General features: G+C 44.0%; 10 protein-coding genes. 9 read left to right on the top strand and 1 reads right to left on the bottom strand.

The genetic code is table 11. The features are described 5' to 3' along the window. The 8 genes from WS42_RS13975 to WS42_RS13940 form a co-directional block, all read left to right on the top strand. On the top strand, window positions 1-709 hold a 709-nt coding region (locus tag WS42_RS13975; protein WP_046451290.1), incomplete at its 5' end, for a glycine betaine ABC transporter substrate-binding protein. Window position 710: 1 nt separating this feature from the next. After that, the gene (locus WS42_RS13970; RefSeq protein WP_046405530.1) at window positions 711-1436 is read left to right on the top strand and encodes an ATP-binding cassette domain-containing protein; all 726 of its coding nucleotides are present in this window, start codon (window positions 711-713) and stop codon (window positions 1434-1436) included. A gap of 72 nt (window positions 1437-1508) precedes the next feature. Beyond that, window positions 1509-2222: an MBL fold metallo-hydrolase gene (locus WS42_RS13965; protein ID WP_046405303.1), complete on the top strand. Its 714-nt coding sequence runs from the start codon at window positions 1509-1511 to the stop codon at window positions 2220-2222. Between the two features lie 14 nt (window positions 2223-2236). Continuing rightward, the gene (locus WS42_RS13960; RefSeq protein WP_046405298.1) at window positions 2237-2611 is read left to right on the top strand and encodes a VOC family protein; all 375 of its coding nucleotides are present in this window, start codon (window positions 2237-2239) and stop codon (window positions 2609-2611) included. A gap of 473 nt (window positions 2612-3084) precedes the next feature. Next, on the top strand, window positions 3085-3735 hold the full coding sequence (locus tag WS42_RS13955; protein ID WP_013613101.1) for an amino acid kinase family protein: 651 nt from the start codon (window positions 3085-3087) through the stop codon (window positions 3733-3735). 109 nt (window positions 3736-3844) lie between these two features. After that, complete coding sequence (locus tag WS42_RS13950; protein ID WP_013613100.1) at window positions 3845-4810, top strand: hypothetical protein; 966 nt, start codon at window positions 3845-3847, stop codon at window positions 4808-4810. A gap of 16 nt (window positions 4811-4826) precedes the next feature. Then, entirely contained in the window at window positions 4827-5474 is a 648-nt protein-coding gene (locus WS42_RS13945; protein ID WP_046451289.1) for a porin family protein, read from the top strand. 68 nt (window positions 5475-5542) lie between these two features. Continuing rightward, window positions 5543-5983: a DoxX family protein gene (locus WS42_RS13940; protein WP_013613098.1), complete on the top strand. Its 441-nt coding sequence runs from the start codon at window positions 5543-5545 to the stop codon at window positions 5981-5983. Here WS42_RS13940 and WS42_RS15695 read toward each other — a convergent pair. Then, a complete protein-coding gene (locus WS42_RS15695; protein WP_013613097.1) occupies window positions 5958-6116 on the bottom strand; it encodes a hypothetical protein in 159 nt (52 codons plus the stop codon). The two genes, WS42_RS13940 and WS42_RS15695, sit on opposite strands and share 26 nt — an antisense overlap. Window positions 6117-6348: 232 nt before the next feature. Here WS42_RS15695 and WS42_RS15810 point away from each other — a divergent pair, with 232 nt between their 5' ends. After that, the gene (locus WS42_RS15810; protein ID WP_013613096.1) at window positions 6349-6462 is read left to right on the top strand and encodes a hypothetical protein; all 114 of its coding nucleotides are present in this window, start codon (window positions 6349-6351) and stop codon (window positions 6460-6462) included. The last annotated feature ends 121 nt before the right edge of the window (window positions 6463-6583 follow it).

The following is a 6583-nucleotide window of genomic DNA, read 5'->3' as shown; positions in this document are numbered from 1 at the left end:
AGGGATAGGAGGCGGCACCAGCAATATCCATCCGGCTATGTTAAAAGGTGAATTCGATATCTACCCTGAATATACCGGGACGGGTTGGCTCGTGGTATTGAAAAAAGACAGTTTACTACCTCCGGACACCCTATACGAGACTTTGAAAAAAGAATACGAACAAAAATTCCATTTAAAATGGCTGAGTCCGTATGGATTCGACAACACCTACAGTCTGGCGGTCGGCGAACCTTTGGCTAAGAAATACGACCTGACCCGGTTCTCCGACTTAGCGCGCTATCCCGACCAATTTATTTTCGGAGCGGAATACGATTTTTTCGAAATTCACGAAGGCTACGAAGCCCTCTGTCAGTATTACGACCTGAAATTCAAAAAGACCCGCGATATGGATATCGGATTAAAATACGAAGCCATTAAATCGGGGAAAGTCGATGTAATGAATATCTTTACCACAGACGGGCAACTGAATGGAGCCAACCTCACTGTATTGAAAGACGATAAAAACTTTTTTCCTTCCTATTACTGTACCACCGTCATCCGTGAAGAGACTTTAAAGGCACATCCCGAATTAGAACAAACGCTGGAAAAAATGAAAGGAATATTGACAAACGCCGAAATGGCCGAACTGAACTACGAGGTCGATATTGCCGGCCGACCGGAACAAACCGTCGCTGCCGATTTTCTGAAAAAGAAAGGATTATTGAGATAGCATGAATGATATCATACGTTTCGAACAAGTGACGAAAGCTTACGGGGATCAGGTGATTCTGAAAGCATTCGATCTGAAGATCCGCAAAGGTGAATTTCTGACTGTCATCGGTAGCTCCGGAAGCGGAAAGACTACGATGCTCAAGCTTATCAACGGATTATCGGCCCCGACTCAGGGCAAAATATATATCGACGGGAAAGACATATCGCAAGAGAACCAAACTCTTCTACGCCGCAATATCGGCTATGTCATCCAGGGAATCGGACTGTTTCCTCACATGACTGTCCGGAAAAATATCGCTTATGTACCGAGCCTGCTTAACCAGCACGACAAAGAACGTACCCGCAAAGCTGTAGAACGACTCATCGGAGTCGTCGGTCTGGAACAGGAAATGCTCGACCGTTATCCCTCGGAACTCTCCGGAGGACAACGCCAGCGAGTAGGAATTGCACGCGCCCTGGCCGCCAATCCTGACATCCTGCTCATGGACGAACCGTTCGGAGCCGTCGACGAAATCACCCGAAAAATGTTGCAGGCCGAAATTACCCGTATTCACCGCGAACTGGGAGTGACCATCGTTTTTATCACACACGATATCCGGGAAGCATTGACACTCGGAACCCGTATCATAGTTATGAAAGACGGGCACATCGAACAAGACGGAACACCGGAAGAAATCTGTAAACACCCCGAAACCGAATTCGTAAAACAACTGATCATGGATTGAGATGAGCTTACTTTTTTTATAGAGAACAAAATTTATTCATCCAAATAAATATATATTTGCTACATGAAACCGATGCGACTTATTTATATCTACCACAGTGGCTTTATTATTGAAAGCAAAGAATTTGCCATTTTGATCGATTATTATCGGGATACCCCGGAGTTTTATGTACACCGGCACTTTTTGAAACGCCCCGGAAGGCTGTATATTCTGTCTTCCCATGCCCACCCGGACCATTTCAACCCGGAAATACTCTCCTGGAAACCGGAAAGACCGGACATCCGGTATATCCTGTCCGAAGATATCCGCGACAGCCAAAAAGCGTGTTTTCACGATGCCATTTTCCTAAAAAAAGGAGAAGAATGGAACGATGATCTATTAAAAATCAAAGCCTTCGGTTCTACCGACATCGGCATTTCTTTTCTGCTCGATGTCGCAGATAAGCGCATTTTTCATGCCGGCGACCTGAACAACTGGCATTGGGAGGAGGAATCCACCCCAGAAGAAATCAGAGAAGCCGCAAACTTTTATCATCAGGAACTGGAAACTCTGGCCCGGGAAACCGACTATGTCGATTTAGCCCTTTTTCCTGTCGATCCGCGTTTAGGCAAGGATTACACCCGGGGAGGCCGGGAATTTGTCGACCGGATCCGTACCCTGCAATTCGCTCCTATGCACTTTTGGGAAAAATACGAAAAAGCGAATGCTTTCCGGGAGTATGTCGAAAAGCGTGGCGGAAGATTTCTGGCGATCGGAAAACCAGGAGAAGAAAAAACGATAAACTAATTTAATTTTACACAATGGAAATAAAAGGAAGATTCGATCATTTCAATTTCAATGTACTGGATTTAGAAAAAAGTATCCGGTTTTATGAAAAAGCTTTGGGATTGAAAGAAGTACGGAGGAAAACCGCCTCCGACGGTTCTTTTATCCTCGTCTATATGGGAGACGGGGAAACGTCTTTCACCCTCGAATTGACCTGGCTGCGCGATCGGAAAGAACCTTACGATCTGGGAGAAGGAGAGTATCACCTTTGCCTGCGTGTCCCGGGAGATTATGATAAAGTGAGAGCATTCCACAAAGAAATGGGATGTGTATGCTACGAAAATACCGACATGGGCCTCTATTTTATCTGCGATCCCGATGGATATTGGATCGAAATATTACCTCTATAGGTACATCGAAACAGAACACACTTCACCCGGATTTCCGAAAATTCGATGAAATCCGGATACTAATTATGCATAGGCTCCCGACGATTACAACGTCATTTTCCACTTTTTCGTGTTTAAATTCAGAAGGAAAAATATACTTGTTGTTAAATTTCAGCGTGTGACGTCAAAAAAATTGCCGGATATTTGTTATTCGAAAATATTTCCTTTAGTTTTGTTTTTGTTATGAAGATCGAAAGGCAACATATTATTCTGAATTGCCGGACTGTTTGTCAGCCGGAGGATCGGATTTTGTCTGTTTCGTTCTCTGCTGTTTCTATTATTACTACCACTACAACAACAACTATTACCCCTATGGGGGTTTAAGTTGTCATATCACCAATCTGTATATCCGTATATTATTCCGGCCGAGGCTGCCGGAGGTTGGCTTTTCAGGATTCTAATCTAAAGTTTATCGTTTAAAAATTTCAAAAGGTATGTTAGTCATGAAATTCAAGGGTGCTGTCCTTCAGAATCAGGAAACCCTGGCAGAAATTAAAAATAGAATAAAAGAGCAGAATTGTTGTAGTATTGTAGTGGTATCGGCTTTAAAGGGCGTGATGCCCCGTTTGCGGCAGTTGTATGGGTTGAGTTTGCGGAGAGGAGCAGGATTTGAAAATGAGTTCAATGAATTAAAACAGGTTCATGAACAATTGGCTTATGAGCTTTTAGCCGGACGGAAGCTCGAAGAGTATAAAGTTGAATTGCAGAAGGAATTGAACGATTTGTACGGTATTCTGCATCATGTCGGAGTATTGCGTGAATCTTCTCATTGTATGAAGGATTATATCCTGGCTAAGGGAGATATTCTGGCTTCTCTGTTGTTCAGCAAATTGTTCGATCAGGCGGAATGGCACGATTCACGTAATTTTATGCTGACGGATGGGAATTTCGGTGCTCCGGAAGTGTTGTGGGAAGAGAGTTGCCGGGCTGCCCGGCAGGAATTCAGGGGGCTTCGGGGAATGGCCGTTGTTCCGGGGTATTGCGGGAAGACCGAAGCAGGTTACACCATCTCTATGGGAAGAGTAGGGCTGTCACTTACAGCTGCAGTCCTGGAGGCTGCTTTTCAACAAGTGAAAGTGGCCTGATGCCCTATAGACGGCAGAAAAGCATTTTAAAACAATTTGTCCGGAACTCCATGAATTGAAGAAAATCCTTCTAACTTTGTGATATTTAACAGAACACAAAATCGGTTGTATGAAAAGTTATTCGTGGATTCTAATTCTGGTATTGTTCCTGAGCGGATTCTCTTCCTGTCATTCAGACGCGGAAAGATATAAAGATATTTTGCGGGAAGGTTCCTGGTATGTTTACGATATCGATTATTCTTATAAGCTGTATGATGATTTCGAGACGCCGGAATTATTCGATTTTTTCCATTATTTGCTGGATGAGAGAAACCTGTTGTTTTTGCCGGGAGATGAGCTGATGTTTTCCAAAAGAAGGATCGATGTCAATTGTCCGGACGGCGATCGGTTCGGTTACGATTATTACTACAGTGGTGATTATATCCGGATCGGCCGGGACGGTGATTATATGGATTTGTTTCCTCAGGGGGATATGAATGCTCTGACATTGACTCTCGATCGGATAGGGTTGGAGAATTTGTTGTCGTACTGGGCGCCAGTAGATGAATATTATGCTTATTTGCTGGAGGCAGCTTACCGTAATCTGTATGATTTTCACATCACTTATCATTTGCAGCGTCCTATCCCGGAGATGGCGCAGGTGATGCCGGGGATATATATCGGACCGATGTACGACGGGAATCAGCAACTGATGAATGAAGCCGCTACGGTCAATCTGTTTTGGGAGAAAGGACAGATGAATATGACCCTGGACGATAAAGTGATCCTGGAAGACGAGAATGGTCCGGGACCTCAGTTTTATGTCGATATAGCCGGGCTACAGGTCGATAAAGGACGTACGCCGGGAAGTTATGTGTTTACCGGAGAGCAATCGTTTACCGATCGCCAATACGGACCGGTGGAAGTCCGGATCAGGGAAGGGCGTTATAATGCTGCGGGGACAGTGGCTGTGTGGCTGGAGATTGTCTGGAATGAAAATGTATATGAGCTGGATTTCCAGAAAGGAGTACGGCAATGGGATTTCCAGAGTTTGAAAGTCAAATCGTCGGAAAAAACGATCATTCTGAAAAAATAATGGTTTCGGCTTTGATATGAAAGGAATTGTTTTTTGTCTTTTGGGTTTATTGATCGGGGTGGAAAGTTCCGGGCAGTTGGTCAGGCGTAAGGATTATGATCTGGCGGTGGCCCTGCAGGCCGGTGGCGGAACGTCGGTGGGAATTCCTTTCCGCGATGTCCGGATGTTTGTTGTGCCGGTCGGTGGATTGAAGATGACTATTCCTTTTACCCGGAAATGGTTTTTGGGTACGGAAGTCAATTATGCAGACCATCGGTTCGATAGCCGGTATGCCCCAGGGGAAAATACAGACCGGAAGCAGAAGGTACGGTTTCGGCTAAAGGAACTACAACTTCCGGTATATCTTAAATATATGCTGAACTGTTACCGGGCATCTTTGCTTTTCGGTGGATATGCCGGTTATTATTTTCAAAATAAATCCGGGGTATCGGGACCGGATCCGGCTGTCGCTTTAGACGATGAAACGGAGAAATGGAATGCCGGCCTGACTTTCGGCTATGAATACCGGATCGTGAAACATCTGAATGTGATGTGCCGGGTGAGTGCCGGCCTGAATGATCTGATGCATTCCAGGGGAATTTCGGGTAAGAATGTATTTCCTTTACAAGCCTGTATAACCGTTAGTTATGATATTTTCCGGGTAGGAGATTGTGGATGTGATTAAAGGGGTAAAGAATAAATGACGAACTTTAGGAAACCTTTTTCCGTAGAAAGATAAAAAAAGTTTGTTTTATGAAAGAGTTGTTATTGAAATTAGTAGCTTCTGACCGGAAACATCTGGACGGAGCTTTACTTTTCCTGCGTTTGTTTATAGGAGGAATGATGTTGAGTCATGGGTGGGCGAAATTAGCGTCCTTTTCGACTTTAAGCGCTACTTTTCCTGATCCTTTAGGCGTGGGTAGCACCTTATCGCTCCTATTGATTCTATTTGCAGAGGTGGGATGTTCGTGTTTGCTGATCTTCGGGTTAATGACCCGGTTGGCTGCTCTCCCCTTGATGTTCGGAATGCTGATGGCTTTTTTCGTTATTCATGGTGCCGATCCTTTTGCAGTGAGAGAGTTGCCTTTACTTTATCTGGGCGTGTATGTATTTTTGCTGTGGGGCGGAGCCGGCAGCTATTCCCTGGACGAATGGATCCGGCGAAGGATTATTCACCGGGAGATTGCTCGATAAGTGCCGGAACATCGGTAGTCCCGAGTTCTTCGTCTTCGACGATAAGCGTACGGGCAAAAAGCCAGTAAAGCAATAATACACAGATGACAATGACTCCGATAGTCAGCCAGATGTTATTTTTTCTTTTTTTCATGTCTTTGATTTTTTTATTTGAACGATGAAAGCTTATACTTGGTTGCTGGAAAATGACAAATCTTCATGAAAAAAAGGCAGAATTTGTGTCAAAGGCCGATGTAAACATTTTTTTTTGTTTCTGGCATAAGATTTGCCTAAGCGGAGAATGAGCAGTCCAGCTATTTTTAATAACCGTTGACTACTCCTATTTATGATCAATTTATTTAACCATTTAAAATGAGAATAGAGCCATGGGAGCAGCTGGAAACAAAAAACCGAAAGGCATGAAGAAAAAACATGAAGCCAGTTATATGGCAGAGGAAACAAATCAGGAAATCATGCCTAAAAAAGGGAAGAAAAAATAGAGAGAGGATTGAAAGAATCCGTTAACCGGATTTAAAAAGTTACCGAGGGTGTCCAAAAAGTATTTGGCACCCTCGATTTATTCGTATCCCTATTGGAGACTGAAATCAAATATCCGATTCT

It is taken from the genome of Odoribacter sp. N54.MGS-14 (genome assembly GCF_000980295.1).
Taxonomy (GTDB): domain Bacteria; phylum Bacteroidota; class Bacteroidia; order Bacteroidales; family Marinifilaceae; genus Odoribacter; species Odoribacter splanchnicus.
The sequence above is the reverse complement of the archived record's forward strand: the minus strand, read 5'-3'. Positions and strand labels throughout refer to the sequence as shown.